Annotated in this window: 23 protein-coding genes and 1 pseudogene; 9 read left to right on the top strand and 15 right to left on the bottom strand. The window is 53.6% G+C overall.

Annotated features, from left to right (window positions below; translation table 11 throughout):
* Positions 1-3: 3 nt before the first annotated feature.
* From TRICHSKD4_RS00775 to TRICHSKD4_RS00755, 5 genes are all read right to left on the bottom strand, one after another.
* Positions 4-1,227: a cell wall hydrolase gene (locus tag TRICHSKD4_RS00775; RefSeq protein ID WP_009758788.1), complete on the bottom strand. Its 1,224-nt coding sequence runs from the start codon at positions 1,225-1,227 to the stop codon at positions 4-6.
* 175 nt (positions 1,228-1,402) lie between these two features.
* On the bottom strand, positions 1,403-2,401 hold the full coding sequence (locus tag TRICHSKD4_RS00770; protein WP_009758787.1) for an NAD regulator: 999 nt from the start codon (positions 2,399-2,401) through the stop codon (positions 1,403-1,405).
* 36 nt (positions 2,402-2,437) lie between these two features.
* Positions 2,438-2,944, bottom strand: coding sequence for a tyrosine phosphatase family protein (locus TRICHSKD4_RS00765; RefSeq protein ID WP_009758786.1), 507 nt, complete (start codon positions 2,942-2,944; stop codon positions 2,438-2,440).
* Between the two features lie 63 nt (positions 2,945-3,007).
* Positions 3,008-3,661, bottom strand: coding sequence for a YfbR-like 5'-deoxynucleotidase (locus tag TRICHSKD4_RS00760; protein WP_009758785.1), 654 nt, complete (start codon positions 3,659-3,661; stop codon positions 3,008-3,010).
* A gap of 24 nt (positions 3,662-3,685) precedes the next feature.
* Entirely contained in the window at positions 3,686-4,582 is an 897-nt protein-coding gene (locus tag TRICHSKD4_RS00755; RefSeq protein ID WP_009758784.1) for a folate-binding protein YgfZ, read from the bottom strand.
* A 152-nt stretch (positions 4,583-4,734) separates the two neighbouring features.
* On the opposite strand from TRICHSKD4_RS00755, the gene TRICHSKD4_RS00750 reads away from it, so the two are divergent.
* The gene (locus tag TRICHSKD4_RS00750) at positions 4,735-6,069 is read left to right on the top strand and encodes a dihydroorotase (RefSeq protein WP_009758783.1); all 1,335 of its coding nucleotides are present in this window, start codon (positions 4,735-4,737) and stop codon (positions 6,067-6,069) included.
* A gap of 12 nt (positions 6,070-6,081) precedes the next feature.
* Here TRICHSKD4_RS00750 and TRICHSKD4_RS32125 read toward each other — a convergent pair whose 3' ends face one another.
* Positions 6,082-6,312: a DUF2061 domain-containing protein gene (locus TRICHSKD4_RS32125; protein ID WP_168156959.1), complete on the bottom strand. Its 231-nt coding sequence runs from the start codon at positions 6,310-6,312 to the stop codon at positions 6,082-6,084.
* 127 nt (positions 6,313-6,439) lie between these two features.
* Here TRICHSKD4_RS32125 and TRICHSKD4_RS00745 point away from each other — a divergent pair, with 127 nt between their 5' ends.
* The 4 genes from TRICHSKD4_RS00745 to TRICHSKD4_RS00730 all read left to right on the top strand — a co-directional run bounded on the left by TRICHSKD4_RS00745 (position 6,440) and on the right by TRICHSKD4_RS00730 (position 10,825).
* A complete protein-coding gene (locus tag TRICHSKD4_RS00745) occupies positions 6,440-7,318 on the top strand; it encodes a helix-turn-helix domain-containing protein (protein ID WP_040615818.1) in 879 nt (292 codons plus the stop codon).
* A gap of 158 nt (positions 7,319-7,476) precedes the next feature.
* Positions 7,477-8,736: a L,D-transpeptidase gene (locus TRICHSKD4_RS00740; protein ID WP_139051909.1), complete on the top strand. Its 1,260-nt coding sequence runs from the start codon at positions 7,477-7,479 to the stop codon at positions 8,734-8,736.
* A gap of 172 nt (positions 8,737-8,908) precedes the next feature.
* Positions 8,909-10,168, top strand: coding sequence for a DUF3419 family protein (locus TRICHSKD4_RS00735; RefSeq protein WP_009758780.1), 1,260 nt, complete (start codon positions 8,909-8,911; stop codon positions 10,166-10,168).
* Between the two features lie 3 nt (positions 10,169-10,171).
* Positions 10,172-10,825, top strand: coding sequence for a class I SAM-dependent methyltransferase (locus tag TRICHSKD4_RS00730; protein ID WP_009758779.1), 654 nt, complete (start codon positions 10,172-10,174; stop codon positions 10,823-10,825).
* Between the two features lie 6 nt (positions 10,826-10,831).
* Here the strand turns inward: TRICHSKD4_RS00730 and TRICHSKD4_RS00725 are convergent, their stop codons facing one another.
* Entirely contained in the window at positions 10,832-11,530 is a 699-nt protein-coding gene (locus TRICHSKD4_RS00725) for a hypothetical protein (RefSeq protein WP_009758778.1), read from the bottom strand.
* Positions 11,531-11,692: 162 nt separating this feature from the next.
* Between TRICHSKD4_RS00725 and TRICHSKD4_RS00720 the strand changes: the two genes are divergently transcribed.
* Positions 11,693-12,337, top strand: coding sequence for a LysE family translocator (locus TRICHSKD4_RS00720; protein ID WP_009758777.1), 645 nt, complete (start codon positions 11,693-11,695; stop codon positions 12,335-12,337).
* 53 nt (positions 12,338-12,390) lie between these two features.
* Here the strand turns inward: TRICHSKD4_RS00720 and TRICHSKD4_RS00715 are convergent, their stop codons facing one another.
* The 4 genes from TRICHSKD4_RS00715 to TRICHSKD4_RS00700 all read right to left on the bottom strand — a co-directional run bounded on the left by TRICHSKD4_RS00715 (position 12,391) and on the right by TRICHSKD4_RS00700 (position 14,354).
* Positions 12,391-12,663 (bottom strand): hypothetical protein, encoded by a 273-nt coding sequence (locus TRICHSKD4_RS00715; protein WP_009758776.1) that lies wholly within the window; start codon positions 12,661-12,663, stop codon positions 12,391-12,393.
* Between the two features lie 196 nt (positions 12,664-12,859).
* Positions 12,860-13,168 carry a TIGR02301 family protein gene (locus tag TRICHSKD4_RS00710; RefSeq protein ID WP_256377380.1) on the bottom strand — a complete coding sequence of 103 codons (309 nt, stop codon included), beginning with the start codon at positions 13,166-13,168 and terminating at the stop codon, positions 12,860-12,862.
* A 178-nt stretch (positions 13,169-13,346) separates the two neighbouring features.
* Complete coding sequence (locus TRICHSKD4_RS00705; protein ID WP_009465652.1) at positions 13,347-13,772, bottom strand: NUDIX hydrolase; 426 nt, start codon at positions 13,770-13,772, stop codon at positions 13,347-13,349.
* A 69-nt stretch (positions 13,773-13,841) separates the two neighbouring features.
* A complete protein-coding gene (locus TRICHSKD4_RS00700) occupies positions 13,842-14,354 on the bottom strand; it encodes a hypothetical protein (RefSeq protein ID WP_040615813.1) in 513 nt (170 codons plus the stop codon).
* 264 nt (positions 14,355-14,618) lie between these two features.
* Here TRICHSKD4_RS00700 and TRICHSKD4_RS00695 point away from each other — a divergent pair, with 264 nt between their 5' ends.
* A complete protein-coding gene (locus TRICHSKD4_RS00695; RefSeq protein WP_009465650.1) occupies positions 14,619-15,362 on the top strand; it encodes an SOS response-associated peptidase in 744 nt (247 codons plus the stop codon).
* A 77-nt stretch (positions 15,363-15,439) separates the two neighbouring features.
* On the top strand, positions 15,440-16,267 hold the full coding sequence (locus TRICHSKD4_RS00690) for a methyltransferase domain-containing protein (protein WP_040615812.1): 828 nt from the start codon (positions 15,440-15,442) through the stop codon (positions 16,265-16,267).
* Between the two features lie 8 nt (positions 16,268-16,275).
* Here the strand turns inward: TRICHSKD4_RS00690 and TRICHSKD4_RS27800 are convergent, their stop codons facing one another.
* From TRICHSKD4_RS27800 to TRICHSKD4_RS00665, 4 genes and pseudogenes are all read right to left on the bottom strand, one after another.
* The gene (locus TRICHSKD4_RS27800) at positions 16,276-16,752 is read right to left on the bottom strand and encodes a glyoxalase superfamily protein (RefSeq protein WP_139051908.1); all 477 of its coding nucleotides are present in this window, start codon (positions 16,750-16,752) and stop codon (positions 16,276-16,278) included.
* A 283-nt stretch (positions 16,753-17,035) separates the two neighbouring features.
* A protein-coding gene (locus tag TRICHSKD4_RS28790) for an IS630 family transposase (RefSeq protein ID WP_085979595.1) occupies positions 17,036-18,096 on the bottom strand; the annotation gives its coding sequence in 2 pieces (ribosomal slippage) (positions 17,036-17,604 and positions 17,604-18,096; 1,062 coding nt in all).
* Between the two features lie 87 nt (positions 18,097-18,183).
* On the bottom strand, positions 18,184-19,647 hold the full coding sequence (gene dnaA, locus TRICHSKD4_RS00670) for a chromosomal replication initiator protein DnaA (protein WP_009465645.1): 1,464 nt from the start codon (positions 19,645-19,647) through the stop codon (positions 18,184-18,186).
* Positions 19,648-20,123: 476 nt separating this feature from the next.
* A pseudogene (locus tag TRICHSKD4_RS00665) lies at positions 20,124-21,465 on the bottom strand (IS5 family transposase).
* A 219-nt stretch (positions 21,466-21,684) separates the two neighbouring features.
* Between TRICHSKD4_RS00665 and TRICHSKD4_RS28785 the strand changes: the two are divergent.
* Positions 21,685-21,903 (top strand): hypothetical protein, encoded by a 219-nt coding sequence (locus tag TRICHSKD4_RS28785; protein ID WP_208992960.1) that lies wholly within the window; start codon positions 21,685-21,687, stop codon positions 21,901-21,903.
* The last annotated feature ends 33 nt before the right edge of the window (positions 21,904-21,936 follow it).

Here is a 21,936-nt window from a genome sequence, read left to right as displayed (position 1 = left end):
GGATTACCAGCCGCCAGTATGCGTCTTATAGAAGATATGTAGGCCAACTTGACCACGCTTGACCATTGATTTCGCCCAACGCGGGTTCACATAAGTCGCGTGGTAGTGCGTCGAGGCGTCGACCATCTTCAAAAAGCGTTTTCCATCTGAGACTTCGCGGGCCAATTTCTTGGCAAGTTCCCAAGCTTTTGGGCTGCTGATTCGATCCTTGATGCCATCGCAGGCATAAGAGAACTGGCAGCGATTGCGCTTGTGCTGGTTCTGGTAGACCACGCCGCAGATTGAATCAGGATAGGCCGGGTTCTTCACCCGATTGAGGACAACCTGAGCAACTGCGACCTGTCCTTCGACGCTCTCACCACGGGCCTCAAAATAGATCGCTTCCGCAAGGCACTTTTGTTCGCGAGCAGACCCGGCTGACAAAGGCAGCGGCTTCTGAGCCCACCAATGAGGGTTGTCGGGGTCTTCTGGTGGTGGCAGTTCCTGCTCGTATTTTGGCGCGCCAAACAGGGCGTCAAAAGGTTCCTTGGTGTCCTGAACACTGTCTGGTGCATAGGCCGAGATCAGGGAAAAACTTGCAGCTGCCGCATTGCGGGCCATCATGACCTTCTGCAGGTCCAGAGGGCCGGCACCGCCATTTGCCTTTTCCTCATCAGATTGAGTGAATGGCTCAGGTTTGACGAAGGCAACCCTTGGCATCTCTTCTTTCTTCTTGTCATTGGAAAGAAGGCTGCGCATGGCGTAGACGTTCCCGGCAGCGCGGTCGACCATTTTGCGATCCGGTGCCATGGAGATAAAGCGATCACCTTTCGAGGAACGGTTCACCCGCGTTTTCTCAGGTAGATCGACGGGCAGGCTCGATTTGACGATTTCGCCCAAGCCTTCAACATTCGCTGGTTTCATGTCCGAAACTGCGGATGTGACCGTCAATTGCATTTCATCTTTTGGAGAAGAGGCCGTATTTGCCTGCATCGGATAGCGCGCCGGGATAGATACCGTGAAGGTGGCTGGCTCCAGTGCAAGGGCCCAACGCGGCGCTTCCGCCTTTTGAGAGGACAGCAAATCAATGATGTCCTGATTCTGGGTCGCGGTGGTCAAGAGTGCAAAAGCCACCGGACTACAGGCCAGCGTCCGCTTGATGCGTTTCCAGCGAACAGATCGCGGGGCAGGACGGGTTGAATCTGGCGAAGAGGTATGCCGTTTCCGGCTCTGTTTTTGGCCAAACATACGCAGCCACTCCAACTCGTCACGCAAGCCCGAATTCGGGCAGAAAAAACATGGTTAACACCAAGTAAAAGGTGTTTGCTGAGTTAACTGTGGCTCTTTAACCTTGAAAGTTAGTTAATAAGCTTGAAAAGCGCAAAAAAATGCAAATTTTGACAAAAGTAAAAACGCGATATGGTTAAGAATAACCAGGTTGCCGGCTACCTACTCGTAAACCTGGAGCTGGTCTTTCGCTCAACAGAGCACGCTTAAATCGAAACAGGGCTGCCGGACGTCCGCCTGTGGCGGTGGATGTTGCGCCGGTCGGTTCAACCAGTTCCGCATTTTCAACAAGGCGTCGAAAGTTTTGTTTATGCAGATGATGACCGGAAATGGCTTCTACGCACCGCTGAAGTTCCGTCAAAGTGAAAGTGTCTGCCATCATCTCAAAAACCACGGGACGGTATTTCAGTTTCGCCCGCAAACGTGAAAGCGCAGTGGCCAGGATTCTCCGGTGGTCATATTTCATTGGCCGACCGAGGGTGGGCAAGTCTGTTCGAGTCAGTGCGGCGGGGCGTCCGTCCTGAAGGGCTTCTGATAGTAGTCCGGCTTCATAAAGAAGCTCGTATCGTTCAAGGGCGCGTTCTTCGTCCCAGTTGGGGGCGGTCGCAGTGCCAAACGCTAGAGCGATGCGTTCTTCACGGCCAAGGGCACGGGGTGGCGTGCCTTCGGGAGGAGGTTCTTTCGCCCAAGCTCCTAGGGCAGGCAGGATGTCTCGATCGACAATCTCCGGACGACCTTTGCGCCAGTCTTCCCAGGGGAAATAATCGTACCAAGACCGCCACTTTGAATGATATTGGGCAAGTACATCTTCTGAGCCGGGTGTCTGTCGACTGAGAGCCAAATACCCAACGGAAACGATATGCGGTTCAGCATCGCCGCGGACCCGGTGCCGTCCCCGGTCGCCAAAGGTGTAGAGCTGTTCGACATAGCCCAGTCGCAGCGCCGTTTGTTCTTCCACCCACGAACGCAAGCCGATTTCAAAGGTTCTGTGCCGAAGGGGATCAAACAACCCAAAGGGTAGGCTATCTGCGCCTTCGCCTTGAGGGTCCGCGACCTGAACAATCTGCGGCATATCGTGTCCGACGGAAACGATAACGGCATTCAAACCGATCTGTAGTGTTGCCGAACTGTCCATATCCGTGACCCGCAGCTCCTGCGTTTTCTAGGGTGATCAATCCAGTGGCATATTGAAGGGCACGCCTTCATAAGCATTTGCTCCGCGCCCGATGGTCCGAACTGCATCGATCATGCGGCCATCGCGTTTGAGCACCTTGTCGGCGAGTGTAACCAACCGTGTATTGGGGGTTGCAGACGGGGCTTGTTGACGCAAAAGGGCCGCGATTTCAAATTCATCTTTTTGCGGGTTCAACGCACAGGTTGAGATGAAGGCTCCTGCCGTCGACCGGCTAATACCGGCCCAGCAATGAATGATCAGGGGTGTTTTCTGATCCCAGGCTTCAACAAAACGGATCAGTTCGACAACATGTCCTTCTGTTGGCGGCGTCAGGCCTTCAACAGGCGCTGCGATGTCGTTGAAACCCAAAAATAAGTGCTTATCGGCCTCAATCCCGTCCGGGGTTGGAACCTCCATCTCCGTATTGATCAAGGTGACCAGATGGGTTGCGCCGGTCTTGTGAACGGTTTCGGAGAGTTTTGAGAGAGAGCAAACGTAGAGCATCGACAGCCGCTGATTTGGAGTTTTGCGAATCGTAACCGGGCTATGAGCGCGCGTCACCCGTTATCAGCTGGCAGGCCGTGTCTTATGCCCAGCTTCACGCAGCTTTTCGATTTCCGCGAACCTAGCCAGAAAACGATCTTGCGCCTCGCGAACCGGCAAGGGATTGAGCCCGAGCCTGAACTCACCATTTGGGTTTGGCTGAAATCCGCGTGGTCGGCCAAAGATCCGTCCTGCTTCCGCATCATCAAACCCGGCCAACTCCACGGCTTCGAAAAAGGCACAGATCGTGTCGGCCCGCTTGGCCAATTTTTTGACCGTCTGCGGGATTTCGGCAGGCAGCCCAAAGCGCAGGTGAATGGCACCTTGCAGGCGGCTTTCAACCGCTTTGTATGCTCCGCCCATCACTGCCTTGAAGGGCGAAATCATGTCTCCGATCACATATTCCGGCGCATCATGCAGCAGGACGGCCAATTGCCAGGCAGGAGAAAGATCAGGCTTCAACCGCCGGGCAATGTCTTCCACGATCAATGAATGCTCGGCAACTGAAAAGGCATTGTCGCCCATTGTCTGGCCGTTCCAGCGAGCGACCCGCGCGAGCCCATGGGCGATGTCGGAAATCTCCACATCCAGCGGGGATGGGTCCAGAAGGTCCAGACGGCGACCTGAGAGCATCCGTTGCCAGGCGCGCGGGGTTTGTTCTTTCGAAGAAGTCGGCATTGGGTCCGGCGTTATGTTGGAAAGTCAGGTGTCAGAATCGGGCCAAGTAAAAGAGGCCCAATCCGGAATGGCAAGGTCAACCGCAACACCGCCACAGGAAAAGGGTGTTTCATCAGACCGGTTGGCCACCACTTTGTCGAGGCGGGTAAGAGCAATGCCCTTTGATGTTCCGTCTTCCAGCTGGGTGCTGCTGGTCAGTTGCCCCACGCTGATGTCGCCGGATACGATGTCTGTTCCCGCATCAGGAAGTGCATTGTCGCTCGTGACCTGAATGAAGCGTTTGCGGGCCGTTCCCCGGTGGTGGACGCGCGAGACGACCTCTTGTCCGACATAGCACCCCTTGGAAAAAGATACGCCGTTGAGCGCGTCCATATCAGCGTCATGCGGAAAGATGCTGGAATAGTCAAAATCAGTCAGGCTTTCCGGAACGCCGAGGGAAATGCGGTGGGCCGCATAGGCTGTGTGCCCTGCCTCCGTAGCGCCTGCACTTTCAAGGCTGGCTTTAATATCGTCGGCCTTGCCATAAAGGCGCTGGCCGAGCACTGCCACTCTCGGATCCAGCCAACAGGCGGCGGGTTCACAGTCAATCTTGGCTTCCCCCCAAACCGCAAACACTGAATGAGTTTCGGAGATGTCTTCAATGGCGACTTTCGCGCGAAGACGATAAAACGTCAGGCGTTTGATGAAATCAGCACCTGTTTGGCTCGGCGTGTCCAACAGGTACGTGCCATTTTGCGCGAAAATGAGGAAGTCGAACAGGATTTTGCCTTGCGGGGTCAACAGTGCCCCAAACCCGCTGCCCGCCGCATCAATCTTGTCCATATCTGCGGTAATCAGGTTTTGCAGGAAGTGATGAACATCCTCGCCTGAGACGCGAACAACGCTCCGTTCAGTCAGGTGTGCAAAGGTGGCTCCGGGCATGGGTCTTTCCATTTCTGCAACTAGGACGGTTCCATGGCACATAAGGCTTGAAAAACCTCAGGGCAAGCGTCTTGGCCTCCGGTTTTACTGGCCCTGTCGAACTTGCCCGCGTATAAGCCGCGCAGAACCTCACGAGAAGGCGGAGACACGCAATGGCACAAACCTACGATCTCATCCTCAAAGGCGGCACGGTCGTCAACCAGGACGGTGAAGGACAACGCGATGTGGCTGTACGGGATGGCCGGATCGTTGCCCTCGGTCAGTTCGACGCCTCTCAGGCTGGCAAGGTAATCGACTGCACCGGACTGCATGTTCTGCCGGGTGTGATCGACAGTCAGGTGCATTTCCGCGAGCCGGGTATTGATCACAAGGAAGACCTTGAAAGCGGCTCTCGCGCTGCAGTTATGGGTGGTGTGACCAGCGTTTTTGAAATGCCGAACACCAATCCGCTGACGACCACTGCCGAAACACTGGCAGACAAGGTGTCGCGCGCGCATCACCGCATGCATTGCGATTTTGCCTTCTGGGTTGGCGGGACGCGCGAGAATGTGAAGGATATTCCCGAGTTAGAACGCCTGCCGGCAGCTGCTGGCATCAAGGTCTTCATGGGCTCGTCCACCGGTGATCTCTTGGTGGAAGATGATCAGGGCGTGCGCGATATCCTGTCTGTTACCCGCCGTCGTGCGGCCTTTCACTCAGAAGACGAATTCCGCCTGAGAGAGCGTGCCGATCTTCGCGTTGAAAATGATCCCCGGTCCCATCCGGTTTGGCGTGATGAGGAAGCAGCTCTGAAGTGTACCAAGCGGCTTGTTTCTATTGCTCGCGACGTTGGAGCCAAGATCCACATTCTTCACCTTTCAACGGCTGAAGAAGTTGATTATCTGGTTGATCACAAGGACGTTGCCTCCATTGAGGTGACCCCTCATCACCTGACCTTGACCGATGAAGCTTATGAGCGTCTTGGCACGCTTGTTCAAATGAACCCTCCGGTTCGCGCTGCACATCATGGTGAGCGGCTCTGGTACGGTCTGGACCAAGGAATTCTGGATATTCTGGGGTCTGACCACGCACCGCATTTGCTGGAAGAAAAGCAACAACCCTATCCAAAGTCGCCCTCTGGCATGACCGGCGTTCAAACACTTGTTCCGATCATGTTGGATCACGTCAATGCCGGAAAACTGTCGCTTGCCCGCTTTGTCGACATGACCAGCGCTGGCCCGGCGCGTTTGTTCCAGACAGCGCGCAAGGGACGGATTGCCGTCGGTTATGACGCTGACTTCACAGTGGTCGACATGAAGAAGACCAAGACCATCACAAATGACTGGATTGCTTCCAAATGTGGTTGGACGCCTTATGATGGCAAAACCGTCACAGGTTGGGCCGTTGGAACAATCGTGCGTGGCAACCAGATCATGTGGGACGAGGAGCTAACCATGCCTTCTCAAGGCGAGGCGGTTCTGTTTCAGGACGGTTTGCCGCGCAGCTAATTGCTACATTGATCAATCCAACGCTTTTGTGCGTTCGCTGGGGTGTGTCATGCCCCAGCTGACGTGGTTCCATAAGCGCTCGTGAAGAAAAAATGTAACAAAGCCAAGCGAGCAAGACGATACAGCCAGTGTTATTGCTGCAACAACAGACCCCGTGTGTGGGTAGCTCAGTATCGTCATTGTGAACACTCCGACCCCCTGCCAGGTCACAGATTTCAGCAAAGTTCTTTTCGAAGTTTCCATTTTTGTACGCCGCATTTACTAAAAGGTTGGGTAGGTGATAGCGCGGGCGACTGGATCGCGGGAATAATGTAATTTATCTCCAAAAAATCTCGTTTGATGATAATTATAAACAAGCGGGAGAAAGTTAATGGATAAGAGGGAAAGGTCGGCATTATATCGTACTCGTCTGATAGAGGCGATGGAGCGTCGAGGCCTCAGTAAAAGCGCATTGGCTCGTCAATGCGGGGTGGATCGTTCTACGATTGCTCAGATTCTGTCCGAAGATGACGGACGGTTACCAAATGCTCATCTAGCTGCAGAATGCGCTATGGCTCTTTCCGTTAGTTCCGATTGGTTGCTTGGATTGAGCGATCGGAGCGAAACCACAGCTGACCTTCTGGAATCTTCCTTTCGTGTAACTGAAGCGGACCAGACCTTTGCGGACATTCAGATTGAAGAATGGCATCGCGAAGCGGCGGGCTACAAGATCCGCTATGTACCGTCCACAATTCCGGAGATCCTAAAGACTGACACCGTGCTGGAGTACGAGTACACCCAGTTTCTCGACAAAACCCCGGCACAAGCCGTTACGGCCATGCGAGCGAGGGAAAACTGGCTTATGCGGCCTGGGTCTGACTACGAAATCTGCTGCTCGATTCAGCAGATCAGAGATCTGGCCACAGGTGAGGGCTACTGGAATGAACTACCTGCACAGGCACGAATGGAGCAGCTAGAGATGATGGCTGAGCGTTGCGAAAAGCTCTATCCGTCGCTGCGGCTCTATTTTTGGGATCCAAAGCGCGTTTATTCGGCTCCGGTCACGATTTTCGGCCCCTTATTGGCTGTCGTCTACATCGGACAGCACTATCTCGTATTCAGGGAAAAACGTCAGGTCGAAGCACTGACACGACACTTCGATCAACTGGTTCGTGATTGCGGTGTTGATGCTCGAAGCGCAGCTGATGCTATCACAAGGTTACTCTCTGAATTTGCTTTAAATCGCAGCGCGCCGGACAACGTGACTTGAGCTATTCAGCTCTGGTTCATAAAACCTTAGTGAAAATCTCATTGGCAAAGGTTTCGGTAACCTTGTCCAATAACCCAAAATACAGAAGTCCGGGGTAAGCTTTCATTCTGGATAAATGGACGGTTTGGGTTCAGGTTCCTTGGGGTGGGTGATTTGTAATGAGTACGGAAACCTCTTTGACTTCACGGTTTTTGCGCAAGACAACAGGCAAGCTTTTGCTCTTGGGTGCAGTCAGTCTGGCCTTTTTGGCACCTGCGCACGCCGCACCTTTGCCGACGCTTGAGGAGGTCAAATCCAAATCCGAGCAGAAATCCGACGTTGCTCCGTCTCCGAATGATCCGCTGCATATGGTCGTCTCACTCGATGAGCAAAAACTGAGCGTTTATCGCGGCGCTAATCTTGTTGAGGTGACCCCAATTTCGTCCGGCAAGAAGGGGCATTCAACGCCAACGGGCGTCTTTTCCATTTTGGAAAAGCGCAAACGCCACTTTTCCAATCTCTATGACAATGCGCCGATGCCCTATATGCAGCGCCTGACCTGGTCCGGCATTGCCCTGCATGAAGGGCGTTTGCCGGGGTATCCTGCCTCTCAAGGTTGTGTGCGGTTGCCGCGCGAATTTGCCAAGAACCTCTATTCGCAAACCAGTCGCGGCCATCATGTGGTTGTCACCAAAGAATTGGTCAAGCCGACACAAGTCCGACATCGCGGGCTGATCCAGCCGGGGGATTATCGCACGACGGTTGCAAGTCTTTCTGAAAGCGAAAGCGTGCAGCAACCCTTGCGCGGCGCTCTGGACGACAGTTCGACTGCCAACGCGGCGGCGCAGCTGCAAATTCCGGAAAACCCGCATTTTGACAAGCCTCTGCGCATGATTGTGACGCTGGACAGCAAGCATCAACACGCCCGCACGCTTCAAAAACTCTTGAATGAAATGGGGTACAATGCTGGCCCAGTCGATGGCGTCATCGGGCGCAAAACACGGGCTGCCATGCGCCTCTATCAGGAAGAGGCTGATCTGCCGATCTCCGACGAGCTCACGCCCGCATTCTTGAACCACCTCTACAGTGAGGTCGGGTATGAGAACGTGCCAAATGCGACCATTCGGGTGCGCCGCAAGTTTCGGGACATCTATCAAGCTCCGGTGTTTGTGAAAGATCCGGAAGCGGACATCGGAACACATGTCTTCACGGCTCTGGACTTTGAGCAAGGTGATCTGTCTGTGGACTGGATTGCGCTGCCTGCAGAAGGTGATCGCGGTGGACGTCCGGAAAAGGTGCTGGACAGACTGGTCATGCCGAAAGATGTTCGGGAGCGGCTGTCCAAAATGCTCACTCCCGGCAGCTCGCTGATTATAACGGATCGCAGTTACGCCCGGAACACTGGGCTGGGAACCGATTTTGTGGTGGTCACCCGCTGATCGCGCGGCAATTCATCTAATGACTACAATAAGGCCTCGAACCAATCGGGGCTTTTTTATTGCCTGAATAATGTGACGAACTATGCCGGAAAGGCCCGGGCGTCACCAAACTGTCGTCACAGTCCCGTATCGCATCTCCTTAGCAAGTTAAGATTTTGAATCGGAGGGGATGATGGCGAATAGCACTCTGACAGCATCGAAGGCGCGTTTGCAAAACGCGGTACACCGGTCAAGCGCAACCTCGCGCGATGGAATGCTGGAGCGCCTCTTCACCTTTGCCTTCAAGGGGCTAGTTTACCCGCAAATCTGGGAAGATCCAGAAGTGGACATGAAGGCGCTGCGCCTGAAGGAAGACAGCCGTATGGTGACGATCGCCTCAGGCGGCTGCAATGTCATGTCCTACCTCACGGCCAACCCGGCGCAGATCACAGCTGTTGACCTTAACCGGGCGCATGTCGCCCTTGGCCGGCTAAAACTGACAGCAGCGAAAAACCTGCCAAACTACGATACATTCTACCGGTTCTTTGGCGAAGCGGACGAAAAGGCCAACATCGCAGCCTATGAGCGCTTTTTGGCAGAACAACTTGATCCGGACACTCGGTCTTACTGGGAAGGGCGAAGCTTCTCAGGGTGGGGGCGCAAACGAATTACCCTTTTCTCGCGCGATCTCTACCACCATGGCTTGCTGGGCTATTTCATTGGCATCGGTCACTTCATCGCTCGCATGTATGGCATTGACCCCAAGCACATGGTGCGCGCCAAGACGCTTGAGGAACAGCGCAGCTACTTTGATACGGCTTTGGCACCGTTGTTCGACAAGCGTCTCGTGCGCTGGGCAACGTCCAAGAAGATGTCTCTCTACGGTCTTGGCATTCCGCCTGCACAGTATGATGCGCTTGTCTCTGCCAATGCCGATGGGGATATGTCTGCCGTGCTGCGACAGCGCCTTGAAAAGCTGGCCTGCGATTTTTCTATTCAGGACAACTATTTTGCCTGGCAGGCCTTCAGCCGCGGATATGCACCGCGTGAAGAAACTTCAGGTCCAGCTGGTCCTCTGCCGCCCTATTTGAAGCGGCAGCATTTTGAGACTATTCGAGCGAGGGCAGGACGGGTTCGGGTTCTCAATCGGAACTTCACAGAGCATCTGCAACATGAAGCAGACAACAGTCTGGATGCTTATGTGCTGCTGGATGCTCAGGACTGGATGACAGACGCACAATTGAACGCGTTATGGTCTGAAATCACACGAACAGCGCGTCCTGGTGCGCGGGTAATCTTCCGCACGGCCGCAGAGCCGACCTTGTTACCCGGGCGTGTGGCCGACGAGACACTGGATCAGTGGACTTATGAAGAAGACGAAAGCCTGGTGCTTGGTCGCAAGGACCGGTCTTCGATTTACGGCGGCTTCCATCTTTACGTCTACAACGGATAAGCCATGACTGCGGGAACAGACACCGCCGGGTTGATGGATGCCATCTATCAGAACCAGCGCTATTTTTATGATCTGACGCGCAAATATTATCTTCTAGGCCGCGACCATCTGATCAATCAGCTGGATGTGCCAGAGGGCGGCACTGTTCTGGAGCTTGGCTGTGGAACCGGGCGGAACCTGATCGCGGCTGCCAAGAGATACCCGAGTGCGCAATTCTTCGGGCTCGATATTTCTGATCAAATGCTGGCAACGGCGAGGAAGAACATCGAAAAGGCCGGATATAGCAACCGGATTAAACTGATACAGGGTGATGCATCCAACGCGCCTGCGGTTTCTGGCTTCGGGCCAGATGCTTACAGTCGCGTGTTCTACTCCTATACCCTGTCCATGATGCCGATTTGGCGAGAGGCGCTTCAAACCGGCCTTGCTAATCTATCCGGTGAAGGCAAGATTTCGATTGTGGATTTTGGTCAGCAGGAGCGCTTGCCCAGCTGGTTTCGCGGCCTGTTGTTCAAGTGGTTGAATGGGTTCCACGTCACGCCACGTGCCGACCTGCAGTCGGAACTGTCATCTCTTGCCGAGGTACATTCAGCGGACTTGAAATTTGCACCGCTTTATCGTGGCTACGCTGTTTATGCAGAGCTGCGACGTAGATAGGTGCTCTTATTCTCCTGCAACGAAATAGTGGAGCGTTCCGTCCGGGCCGATCCCGACCCGATAAAACAGCCAAACGCCATTCAGTTCCATTTCAGCAAAGTCGCCCGATGTGACAATGCGGAACATTTCCACTTTTTGCTCTGGAGTGAGTTTGTGAAGCGGATAGCGGGCAAAATACGGCCAAACATACATTTCTTGAGCCGTGCCAACATCCACATGCACGAATCCGGCATCAAGAACATCTGCCAAGATTGCGAGCACCTCCCGGCCTTCCCCGTCTCCTGAGCTTTCCTTGATGAAGTCGATGGGATTATCAATGGCAACAAAGGAGAGCGTGGGCGGAACCTCGTTGCTTTCAAAGACCATGCGCAAACGCTCTGCATCGCCGCTGAGCGCCGCATCCATCAATTGCGAGCGCATTCTGGCAACCGGGCGCGGCAAAGCGCTGGTGTCGTACATGACCTCGGGTGCAGGGCCGGTGTCGAGCGGTTTGGCAGCCTTGAACTCTTCATCCGCCTTTTTGTTTTCGATTGTCTCGGATGGGGAAACAGAGCCGTCTTCCGATAGCTCTTGCGTTGGTATGATCGTTGTTGTCGGAACCTCAAGCGGCTTCACGCCCTTGTCGTCCAGCTGTGCGGGTTTGGCCATAGCGACAGCCACACCAAGGCCAAGCAAAAAGGGTGCCGCCAATAACACGGATTTCATCAACGCAACTCCCAGTGCAACAAGCTATCAACGGCAGTGTTATACATGGTCATCACCGTGGTGCGACATTCAAATCCAAAACCGGGGAGTTTCTTGCCTGCCAGCTGAAGGCCCGTTATCCAGAAGCCTTTCTTCAGGGTGCCTCAAACAAAGGATGGCCGCGTGACGCTGTTGGAATACGCTCTTATAGGGTTCGTCATCGGAATTCTTACCACAGCTCCGGTTGGGCCGGTTAACGTCATGGCCATCCAGCATGCAGCTCAGCAAGGTATTCGCAATGGGCTAACTGTCGGACTGGGCGCAGTCCTCGCAGATGTCATATACGCCTCGGTCGCCGTTTTTGGCGTATCTGCCGTTACCACTTTTTTGGACAGTCAATTTGACCTGATCCGGATCGTTGGCGGGTTGGTCTTGATCCTTTTCGGTCTCAAGGTGTTTGCCACGCACCCTCATTTGATCAGTGATACGGACGGTGCAGACACTCCGGCTCCGAAAGTTGGAGGCGATATGGCTGTCGCGTTCTTTATGGTGCTGACCAATCCAGGAGCCGCTTTTGGGTTTGTCGCCATCATGGGCGCACTTGGAGAGTGGCGACCGGCGCACGGCGATCATGTGGGTGCAGCTGTAATGGTTATTGGTGTTGCGCTCGGCGCGACATCATGGTGGGCAGGATTATCCGCGCTAGTCGCGCGCTTTAAGGACAAGATCAATGACGCATGGCTGGACCGAGCAAACCGAATTGCCGGTACCATTCTGATCTGCTTCGGTGTCGCGATCTATGTCGATCTGGTGTTTGGGATGGTTTAACAGACACATTGGAAGTCAGATATCCGACTTCCTAGAAAAGCTGCGGTGAGCTTTTACTGCAGGACACGGTTTACGGTGTAATCACCGCGCGCGATCCGCTCAGGCAGGCCTTCAGCCAGTTTTGCCACGGCGTCCTCTCCATAAGTGGAGACAAGATCGGCAAGGGCTGTAAACATTGCCGCATGGGCCACCGCGTCAGGATCAACGCCATTGGCAACTGCTTCAGCCCAGGCATCTGAAATAAACCCGAGAGCAGCGCGCCGAATGTCTTCATCTTCCGCGTATTCTACTTCAGTGACAAAGTCACCATACTCATCGTTTGTCATTCGCTTCCTTACCGGTCGTAAAAGACACGCATTGACTTACGGGATTGCAAATCAGTTGCATCCGAATCTCATGGCTAAACTTTAGCCGCGCGAACGACGCACGCATAGCGAATATGAAAACAATCTTAATACCAACCCACAGAATAGATTGTAACCGTTAACTATTGGGTAAGGCCTGACGTCGGGTGCGTGGGGATTAACGGCTATAGCGACTTGTCACATTGGAAATAATTGAATCACCTTCCTCCACATACTGTCTCATTGCGAGACGGGCCGAAGGTGTGCAGTCGCGATAAATAGCGGAAAATCCGCGATATCCTTGGTTGAAACGCTCAATATATCGGCGGCGGCGTTTTTCGTCTTCCGTCTCAGATTCCAACAGGTCTTCCATTTGCGTGCGCCAGGAAGGCGTGTCATCACCGCCACAAAGCGGACGCAAGAAGTGGAGCGCTCCAAGGATTTCTGAAAGTCGCATGAGGTCCTTTTCATAAGGTGGTCCTTCAATCGCGCGGCTTTGCGCAAACGAAGTTTGCCCCCATCCCAGAAGGCAAATGACAAATCCGAGGCTTAAGACAAGGCTGCGAATGGTGCTGATCCCTGTGATATCAAGTTATTGCGGTCACCCGAAAAGCCATTAGCACAATTTGGGTGCATATGCCGAGTTAAGCTGTCTTGAGCAAAGCCTATAGAAACCTTCGGATGCGTTCCGGCGTGCCCGGCGTGCAGTAGAGGGCGTCCAGTTCATCAGCGCTCATCCATTTCGCATCTTTGGCGTCATCAGCAGCACAAACCTTTCTTTCGGAGCTGGAGGCACGGAAAACGCACAGGACGTAGTGGGTCAGAACCTTTCCTTCGTCATCGTGCTGAATGCTGTCAAACACTTCAACCGGTTGATCTGGCATTGTGAGAGCCAGACTAGTTTCTTCCTGCAGCTCTCGTTCTGCGGCATGCTTGAGCGGTTCACCAACATCTACCAGCCCACCTGGAAGGCTCCAGGCGCCTTGGTAAGGCGGTTTGGAGCGTTGGATCAGAAGCGCTTTTGTGCCTGTTGTAACAAGAACACTGACCGCGAGCAGGGGGACGGGCGGATAGGAACGGGAGACACTCATGACAATCCGCTTTCTCGCGAGCCTGGGATTGCGTGAGAGTAACGATTCGAGTGCCAAACGGAAATGGCGTCAGGCGAACATTGCGTCGATTTCAGCTTGTGCAGCTTCGCCTTCCTTGGCAACCGGATCTGGCGTGATCTTGCCATGGATAATACCGGCAGCTTCCGAGATCAGCGGGCGGATCTGGGAAATGGAGTTTTCTGCCACCATGGCGGCAACGTCAGCCGGGTTTAAAGACGTCTCGATGGTTTCCTGCGCCAGAATCACACATCGATTGATCTGAGAGGCGACGTCTTCCAGTTTGGAGCGAAGTTCGTCCGGAGCCGCGTTGTAGGCCATGACGGCCAGCTGTTTTTCGGCAAAAACAGATTGCATGAAGTGTTGCTCATAGCTGAGCGGTTTCCACTCCAGAACGTCTTCGGCACAATCGGGCATATCAGGAAGCATTTCCAACAACATCATCACTTCGTTGAAGTGATTCAAATAGTCGGTCGCAAGCCCAGTTGACGGGTTGATATTGGCACTTTCCAGCCGATCAGCGGCCAATGGGCCGTCGCCTAGAACTGGAGTGTCAACACTCATAAGCTACCCCTGTCGAATTTGCCTATCCTGTTTGGTATAGTGTTGTTTCGTTTCCAATTGCCTAACTTTTGCGTAGAAACACGCAATCGCAATTCTGTCACTGCAGTTTTGGATATACAGCAAAGCAATTTATGAATGCCTATTCTGATTTTTACGCTATCTGCCTTCGAATATGAGAGTTTGATCTTGTTTGTTAAGTAGATTGCAAGATTTTGGTTGTGAAACCTTTGGAGAGCTTGGAATGCCATTAGTGAGGTGTGTTTGATGTGTGGTCGGTTTAGCCTCACGGCTTCACCTGACGAGGTGAAGGCACTGTTCGATTACATAGAAATGCCTAACTTTCCGGCGCGCTACAATATTGTTCCAACACAGCCGATCGCGACAGTTTGCAGGGACAGCGGTCAGCGCAGGTTTCGGCTTATGCGCTGGGGATTGATCCCGTCATGGGTCAAAGATCCCTCAAGCTTTACACTTTTGATCAATGCGCGAAGTGAAACGGCGGCAGACAAGCCGTCGTTTCGGGCCTCCATGCGTCACCACAGATGCCTTGTTCCTGCGTCGGGTTTTTATGAATGGCGCCGAACTCCGGAAGGCAAGCAACCTTTCTGGATTGCGCCAGCCGATGGCGGGATCATGGCTATAGCTGGTTTGTGGAACACATGGTCGGACCCTGACGGCGGTGACATGGATACTGCCGCGCTTTTAACCACGCAGGCCAATGCGGCGATCTCAGAAATTCACCATCGCATGCCTGTCATTATAAAGCCGGAGAATTTTGACGACTGGTTGGATACCGGCAATGTGATGGTCAAGGACGTTGTGCCTCTGATGAGTCCGATAGAGGGTGATTATCTAACGGCTGTGCCGGTTTCAGACCGCGTGAATAAGGTGGCGAACGATGATGCTGACCTGCAGGTGAAGGTTGCGGTCTCTGAAGCTTCTGCGACTTCCGACACCTCAAGGAACTCACGCAAGGCAGCCAAAACAGACCAACTGGATTTATTTTAAAAGCCGCATTGAAAAGTCTGGCATTGGCTGTGCACAGCGCCTAAGAGCAGCAGAGATATGATAAACAGGCAGTGCGCATGAACCAGGAAACCGAAGACGCGTTGGCAGATGCCTATAACGCTGGACTTGATCTCGAAAAATCCGGTGATCTTGACGGTGCAGAGAAAGCCTATCGCCGGGCGTTGGAGTTGGATAGCGCCGACCCAGCGGGCGTGAGCATTCGTTTGGCGGCTATGGGTCGGGACCCGTCACCGCAGAAAATGCCGGATGCCTATATGTCGACCTTGTTCGATCAGCATGCTGATGTGTTTGACAAGATTCTGGTCGACCAGCTGGGCTATTGTGTGCCGCTACTGGTCCGCGAAGCCTTGCGTGAACTCAATCTCGAACAGTTCGACAGATTGCTTGATCTGGGCTGCGGAACGGGACTTTCAGGTGTCGCCTTGAGCGATTGCACCTCTCACCGGACGGGCGTTGATTTATCGGAAAAGATTGTCGAGCTGGCTTTCGACCGACAGATTTATGATGATCTTTATGTCGGAGAAGCAGTCGAGTTTCTTGAAGAGTTTGAAGAAGACGATGAAAGCCGCCCAACTTGGTCACTGATAACCGCGACCGATGTCCTACCCTATATCGGCAATGCCGATCCCTTGTTGGCTGGTGCCTCTGATCGGCTCGAGAATGAAGGCGTATTTGCGTTTTCAACCGAAACACTCTCCGAAGCTGCGTCTGAAGGCGAGGGCTATAAGGTTGGAGACAAGCGGCGCTTTTCCCATACGCCGGCCTACATTGCTGAGCGACTGGCGAGCGCCGGTTTCGAGGTGCTGTTGGAGCAAAAGATTACGGTTCGTCTGGAAGACGGAGACCCCGTATCAGGTCAGTTGGTTATTGCGCGAAAGCTCTGACCTCTAGACTAAATTCTCTGGATCGTGAGCCGAGCTGGTGGGGTCGATGGAGTAGAGGGCGCTGGTGGATTGAGAACAAGATACGGCCGTCCGCTGGAGGTTTTGGAGATCGAAACGCCGTTTTCATCAATCAGGCAGCTCACCTTACTTCGGAACACGGAACTGCCGGGCAGAGTTGACACATTAACTGGCGCATCAAAGTCGACCTCAATCCGGAAGATGTCGGATGTGGCGAGCTTTTGCAGTCTCTTCACGGTGCCGCTGATTTTTTGGTGAAGATACGTCCCGGTGACGCTGTAACCTTCCTTTGGTGGAAACGTTTGATGTTGAGATGCGTTATGGGCGGATACAGCCTCCCGGGTAAGTCGACACAGAACATCCAGCATATCCTCTTCCAAAGGACCACGGCGTTTTTGGGCCACTGTAGCGGGAAGGGCGCGGCGCAGGCGGCGAGCTCGCGCAGCCAGTTCGACAATGTCTGCCATCGATTCAAACTCTTGAAATGAAGTGTTCTTGGGTGTCGGCCAAGCCCGCCAAGGCCTTTCCGAATTGGCCTCCACATTACAGTTCTGGCTGACGGGGTAACGAAGCAAATACCGATTATTCAATTTTCCTTTTTGAGGAAAAATCGGCATTAGGAGTCGACTCTGAATAGGTCATTGCCAGCCTGTTTTCTCAGAGCATGACATCAATGAAAAAAGGGCCAGCAAATGCGCTGGCCCTTTTCGAGTATATCCGATCCGCGGGGGTTATACCAACCGTCAAAATTCAGAACCGATGGGCCCAATCTCGCATTCCGATGGACATGATGGTCCATGGTTGTTCAATTAACCTGTTCCATGCGCGGCAACAGATATCGATGATTTGTTCGTAGGATTTGAAGACCCGGTTTGACAGCCAGTTATCCCTGATGAACTGCCATAGGTTCTCGACCGGGTTCAATTCGGGAGACCTCGGTGGCAATGGGAGAAGGGTAATGTTGTTGGGAATGTCGAGTTTGCCAGATGTGTGCCAGCCAGCCTGGTCAAGGATGACAACGGCGTGGGCTCCCGGAGCGACTTGCGACGAGATTTCCTGAAGATGCATTTGCATGGCCATGATGTTGCACTTGGGAAGGACGAGCGCAGCACCGACACCCCGTTCCGGGCAGATGGCCCCAAATATCCATGCTGACTTTGTCCGCTGATCCTTGGGGGCCCGCGGCCTTGTCCCGCGTTTTGCCCATCGCCTTGTGATCTTGGTCTTTTGACCCACACGCGCCTCGTCCTGAAACCAAACCTCTATCGGGGTGCCGCTTTCAAGCTGATTGCCGATTTCCGCCAGTTCGGCTGGGAAGCTTTTTTAAAATCCTCGACGGCAAACTCGTTTTGCGCCGGATGCTGCGGCCGGGCCGTCAGACGCCGATAACCCGCATTCTTCAGCTCCCGCGATACGGTACGCTCGTCAACGACAATGCCAAATTCAGACAGGATCCACGCAGCGAGATCCTTCAAGCGCCAACGTACCACTGCATCCACCGATGGATACGGGCCTCGTTCGACAATCTCGATCAACGCACGACGCTGCTGCTCGTCAAGTTTTGAGGGGCGACCTGACTTGGGCGTATCCTTCAGACCATTGGGACCAGAAGCATTGAAACGCAGCACCCAATCGCGAATGATTTGGAGCGTCACTCCGCCAATATGAGCTGCGTCCGAACGGCTCCCCCCATCATAGATCACCGCCAATGACAAAAGGCGACGGGTCTGTTTGGCGTCCCGGCACACCCTCGCCAACCGGCGAAGGGTACAACCGTCAAAGTCATCTCGAAGCGGTATCGCGGCTCCCATGGCAAACTCCCATCGTTTGCCATCTGGAATCATATTCGCAACAAAACCGGAAGCCCAAATATGAGTCACTTCATCTGACGTTTGGTATTAGGAGTGGGTCAGACGTTTGAGAAGGTCGATCTCTGCTGCAAGCCCGGCATCTGACTTGACCATCTTGTCGATCTTGCGAACCGCATGCAAAACCGTGGTGTGATCCCGATTACCAAAGCGTCGGCCGATTTCCGGCAAGGAGCGCCCCGTCATGACCTTGGCCAGATACATGGCGATCTGCCGCGGTTTGACGATCGTGTGGGCCCGGCAGGAGGACAGGAGATCATTCTTGGTCACGCTGTAGTGTTTGCAAACAACGTGCTGAATATCTTCAATCCGTACGGAGCGCACTTCAGTCGGCTTGACCAGATCATGCAGGGTCTTGTCTGCCAGTTCTTGCGTAATCGGCTGATTGGTCAGCTGATTGTGCGCAATCAGTCGATTGACCGCCCCTTCCAGATCCCGAGCAGATGAGGTGACATTCCGGGCAATGTGGTCAACAACCGCTTCCGGAATATCAAAGGATGGATAGTGACGTCGCGCAATGCTCACCCGCTTTTCGACGATGTTCTTGCGCAGCAGGTAGTCCGGATGCTGAATTCCAGCAACCACTCCATCAGCAAACCGCTTGCGCAAGGTGTCATCAAGCGTTGCCAGCTGCTCTGGTGGGCGATCCGCAGCAACAATCACCTGCTTAGGAGATTCCAGAAGCATGCGCAGGGTTTGACAGAATTCCTGCTGGTGTTGCTTGCCATGCAGCAGCTGGATGTCATCGATCAAGAGAAGATCGACAGAGTCCAGGGTCTGCTTGACCATGGTGAAGGAGCGCGTACGCAAGGCTGGGACCAGATGGTACATGAAGTACTCTGCTGTCACATAAAGTACCTTGCGTCCGGCGGCTCGGGCCTCTGCTGCCGCTGCATGGAGCAGGTGGGATTTGCCGATCCCGATCCCGGAGTGAATGAACAGAAGGTCCAGCGTGCTTGATTGGTCATTGGCCATCTGACGAACGGCACTGAAGGCCAAACCATTGGAATTTCCTTCCACGAAGGTGTCGAAGGTCTGGTTCGGGTTAACCGCTGCGCCCTGCAAAAATTGCAGGGGAAGGTCAGACATTCCCGACGCCATATCCCCGCGAAGGGCCTTGGTCAGGGCAGGTATCGCATGGCGCCCGACATTTGGTTTGGACGCGCGATAATTGAGGTTCGAAGCTGACAGCTGCCTGCTCGGATCCATGGTTCCAACAGCGCGCGGCCGCATGGCGCCACGGACTGTTAGTTCGATGCGATCAATACTCTCACCCTCTTTCTTCCAGAGGCTGACAATTCTGTCTTTGTAATGAAGTTGAATCCAGTTTTTCAGAAAGCGTGTAGGCACTGAAAGGCGGACAATCTTATCCCCTTCTTCTTCCAGCATGACACGTCCGAACCAGTTGGAGAATACATCCTCTCCAAGCTCAGCTCTCAGCTGTGTCTTTACACTTTCCCATCGATTTGTTCCACGTGCACCGTGAACATGCATTTTCGCCTCCTATGGAAGGAGCGGCCAAATACACCCGCTTTTGCTGCGTTTAAGAGCCGGCGGATTTTTTATATGCCGTGCTCTGACTCATTTCCCGCGATTGCGAGACCGGCTCAACACAAACCGGACACATGAGGTGGCAACCTTTTCACAAGTTGCATTGTTATGTTTTTCTTCGCGGCGTGTAGACACTTCACTATGGGGGTGAATTATTGTGTCTTTTGCCGAAACTAATTGTCCTCCTGTTGCGCCAAGTTTCGTAAGGTTCACCACTGGAAGTTTTTTCCTGTGGATTTGGTCCGCCATTAACGAGTGTTAACGAACTTTCTAAATCTTGGCGCTTTTTAACTTATTTTTCAAAAAAAATTAATGCATTTGCTGAAATGGAATGCATTTTCTCGAAAACCACACAAGATTACTTGGCATTTGTAGCGAGTTATCAGGATTAATTTTCATTAGTCCGCCCTGAACAACGTCTAAGCCATTGATGTTGCGCGTGGCCGAAGCAATACGCAAATATTCGATTTGACCGGTTTGGGGATGGGGTTTGTGATCCAGAGCAGCAAAATGATCAGTGCATTGAGGATCAGACGCAGGTTATGACCGGCTGCGGCCAGCAGGGCGTTGATGGCATCGCCATTTTTGCCATTGAGGAAGTTCCGGTCAAGTCGTCCATCTGTTTTCATGTGGCCGATGGTGGCCTCGATCGCTGATCGTCGTTTCAGCTCACGCTTCATCTGTGCCGTCAGCCCGCGCTTCTGGCCGGAGATCATGACCTTGGCGTCGCCCTCATAATCATGCCCCCGATAGCCACGGTCCACATAGACACGCTCAGCTTTGGTGCCGCAGACTTTCTCAGCCTGACTGATGGTGTCATTCAAGGTGTGCCCATCATAGGGATTGCCCTCAAAAGCCCTCGCCGCAAGAACCAATCCTTCCCGATTGGTCGTGGCAATGCCAACCTTGGCCCCGAACTCGTAAGGTGTTCGCGCCTTGCCCTTGGCAATACAGGCCACTTCCGGCGCATGCATGGAATAAATCTTGTTTTGTCCTTGGGGGTCTGGGCCAGAAGCCGCTCCACCAGTCCCAGCAGACAGGAGAACCGGTGCTCAAGACCTTCGTTGCCTGCGATCTTGCGGGAGATGTCGCGATAGACCCGGCCCAGATAGTCTTCAGCTTTTGAGTTCTGCGCATCCGCTTGAACTGTTTGGCATGGCATAACGGCCCGCCATCAAGGCCGCGTTTTGGCAACTCTGGTATGGCTGCGACGCAAGATGATGCCGGCCCTCTTGGCCTGGCGCACCAGAAGCTGCAAGGCCTTGTGATAAAGACGGCTATCGGTGGGATGGGCAATGGCTTGGGTTGAACGGTCGTATCAACCAAGACCCGCTCAAGGCTGCTCTTCTTGATCGTCCCGCTCTCAATCGCAACACCTACCGTAGCAGAAAGAAGCTTTTCCATTCCCTCAGGACCAATCCGTTTGCGCCAGCGGGTCATGGTTGAGGGATCAATGGGGAATTGGTGCTGGAAAAACTCAAAACCGCAGAAAGACTGCCAGTAGGGGTTTTCAACCCAACGCTCAACCGTCTCTTCATCGGAAAGATCGTACATGTGCTTGAGAAAGTGCAGCCCGGCCATCAGACGCGTTGGTTTGGCCGGTCGTCCCAAGGGGCGATAATGCCTGCCGAACTCCGCATCAAATTCATCCCAAGGCATCAGACCAGACAGCCGCACCAACGAATGGTTCATATCGATGATTGCGGCCAGGCGTTCCTTGAACAGATCGCCACACCGTTTGTTGCGTTTTGAAGGTCTCATGAGAATATGCCAGAAAATGCGTGCTTCGGATCAACTAACCGGCATATTCACACATCCAAAACCCAATGGGTATCCATACTCTTCAATCAGTTAAGGGGTTTTTCAGCGCGAACTCTGTATTTTAAACACCAGTCCGTAGACTGTCATGAAGCTGTAACACTGCTCGCTGCAATTACGCCCAGTTATGCGAAATCGCCCTGTTTTTCCGGAAAGTCCGTGATGTCATCTCCCGCTGAGAAACCTTCCCTATCGTCTGATCCGTCCATCCATCCGGACGCTCTTGTTCTGGATTGCGAGCTTGGCTATTGGACTGAAGTTGGCGCCTTTACCGAAATGCGGCAGTCGTCAATGGATGACTATTCCTACATCGTTCAGGGCGGCGACGTGGTATGGACCACAATTGGAAATTCTGCTCCATTGCCCGAAACGTGCGGATGAACCCCGGCATCACCCCACATGGCGCGCCTCGCA

The organism is Roseibium sp. TrichSKD4 (assembly GCF_000148725.1).
GTDB lineage: Bacteria > Pseudomonadota > Alphaproteobacteria > Rhizobiales > Stappiaceae > Roseibium.
This window is presented reverse-complemented; position numbering and strand designations above follow the sequence as displayed.

Bases quoted from the DNA above. Each gene is read 5' to 3' on its own strand.
- TRICHSKD4_RS27800 (WP_139051908.1), bottom strand. From the start codon at position 16,752: ATGGCAGACATTGTCGAACTGGCTGCGCGAGCTCGCCGCCTGCGCCGC.
- TRICHSKD4_RS00730 (WP_009758779.1), top strand. From the start codon at position 10,172: ATGACTGCGGGAACAGACACCGCCGGGTTGATGGATGCCATCTATCAG.
- TRICHSKD4_RS00750 (WP_009758783.1), top strand. From the start codon at position 4,735: ATGGCACAAACCTACGATCTCATCCTCAAAGGCGGCACGGTCGTCAAC.
- TRICHSKD4_RS00775 (WP_009758788.1), bottom strand. From the start codon at position 1,227: ATGTTTGGCCAAAAACAGAGCCGGAAACGGCATACCTCTTCGCCAGAT.
- TRICHSKD4_RS00690 (WP_040615812.1), top strand. From the start codon at position 15,440: ATGAACCAGGAAACCGAAGACGCGTTGGCAGATGCCTATAACGCTGGA.
- TRICHSKD4_RS00705 (WP_009465652.1), bottom strand. From the start codon at position 13,772: ATGAGTGTCTCCCGTTCCTATCCGCCCGTCCCCCTGCTCGCGGTCAGT.
- TRICHSKD4_RS00695 (WP_009465650.1), top strand. From the start codon at position 14,619: ATGTGTGGTCGGTTTAGCCTCACGGCTTCACCTGACGAGGTGAAGGCA.
- TRICHSKD4_RS00760 (WP_009758785.1), bottom strand. From the start codon at position 3,661: ATGCCGACTTCTTCGAAAGAACAAACCCCGCGCGCCTGGCAACGGATG.
- TRICHSKD4_RS00770 (WP_009758787.1), bottom strand. From the start codon at position 2,401: ATGGACAGTTCGGCAACACTACAGATCGGTTTGAATGCCGTTATCGTT.
- TRICHSKD4_RS00715 (WP_009758776.1), bottom strand. From the start codon at position 12,663: ATGACAAACGATGAGTATGGTGACTTTGTCACTGAAGTAGAATACGCG.
- TRICHSKD4_RS00745 (WP_040615818.1), top strand. From the start codon at position 6,440: ATGGATAAGAGGGAAAGGTCGGCATTATATCGTACTCGTCTGATAGAG.
- TRICHSKD4_RS00765 (WP_009758786.1), bottom strand. From the start codon at position 2,944: ATGCTCTACGTTTGCTCTCTCTCAAAACTCTCCGAAACCGTTCACAAG.
- TRICHSKD4_RS00700 (WP_040615813.1), bottom strand. From the start codon at position 14,354: ATGAGTGTTGACACTCCAGTTCTAGGCGACGGCCCATTGGCCGCTGAT.
- TRICHSKD4_RS00725 (WP_009758778.1), bottom strand. From the start codon at position 11,530: ATGAAATCCGTGTTATTGGCGGCACCCTTTTTGCTTGGCCTTGGTGTG.
- dnaA (WP_009465645.1), bottom strand. From the start codon at position 19,647: ATGCATGTTCACGGTGCACGTGGAACAAATCGATGGGAAAGTGTAAAG.
- TRICHSKD4_RS32125 (WP_168156959.1), bottom strand. From the start codon at position 6,312: ATGGAAACTTCGAAAAGAACTTTGCTGAAATCTGTGACCTGGCAGGGG.
- TRICHSKD4_RS00755 (WP_009758784.1), bottom strand. From the start codon at position 4,582: ATGCCCGGAGCCACCTTTGCACACCTGACTGAACGGAGCGTTGTTCGC.
- TRICHSKD4_RS00740 (WP_139051909.1), top strand. From the start codon at position 7,477: ATGAGTACGGAAACCTCTTTGACTTCACGGTTTTTGCGCAAGACAACA.
- TRICHSKD4_RS00735 (WP_009758780.1), top strand. From the start codon at position 8,909: ATGGCGAATAGCACTCTGACAGCATCGAAGGCGCGTTTGCAAAACGCG.
- TRICHSKD4_RS28785 (WP_208992960.1), top strand. From the start codon at position 21,685: ATGTCATCTCCCGCTGAGAAACCTTCCCTATCGTCTGATCCGTCCATC.